The following is a 531-nucleotide window of genomic DNA, read 5'->3' on the forward strand; positions in this document are numbered from 1 at the left end:
CGGCATCTGGGGGTGGACTGGCACACCTGCTGGGACGCGATCGAGGCCGAGGCGATCCGGCGTCTGGCCGATCCAGGCCGGCTGGAGGGGGTGGTCACCCTGGGAGTGGACGAGCACATCTGGAAGCCCTCCCACCACGGCGGGGACCGGGCGGTGACCTCGATGGTCGACCTGACCCGTGACCAGCACGGGAACGTCCGGGCGCGGCTGCTGGATGTGGTCCCGGGCCGGTCCGGGACCGCCTACTCCCGGTGGCTGGCCGCCCAGTCCGAGGCGTTCACCGCGACCGTCGAGCACGCCGCGCTGGACCCGTTCCGCGGCTACGCCAACGCGATCCGTGACGAGCTCCCGGACGCGGTCGCGGTCCTGGACGCGTTCCACGTCGTCAAGCTCGGCACGACCGTGGTCGACCAGACCCGCCGCCGTGTCCAGCAGGACACCCTTGGTCACCGCGGTCACAAGGACGACCCGCTCTACAAGATCCGTGGGCTGCTGCGTCACGGCGTCGAGCACCTGTCCCCTCGCCAGGTC

General features: G+C 71.6%; 1 protein-coding gene. It reads left to right on the forward strand.

The genetic code is table 11. From position 1 onward, the window contains the following. Nucleotides 1–12: 12 nt before the first annotated feature. A partial coding sequence (locus G9H72_RS20800; RefSeq protein ID WP_166174763.1) for a transposase occupies nt 13–531 on the forward strand: 519 nt, incomplete at its 3' end.

It is taken from the genome of Motilibacter aurantiacus (assembly GCF_011250645.1).
Classification (GTDB): Bacteria; Actinomycetota; Actinomycetes; order Motilibacterales; family Motilibacteraceae; genus Motilibacter_A; species Motilibacter_A aurantiacus.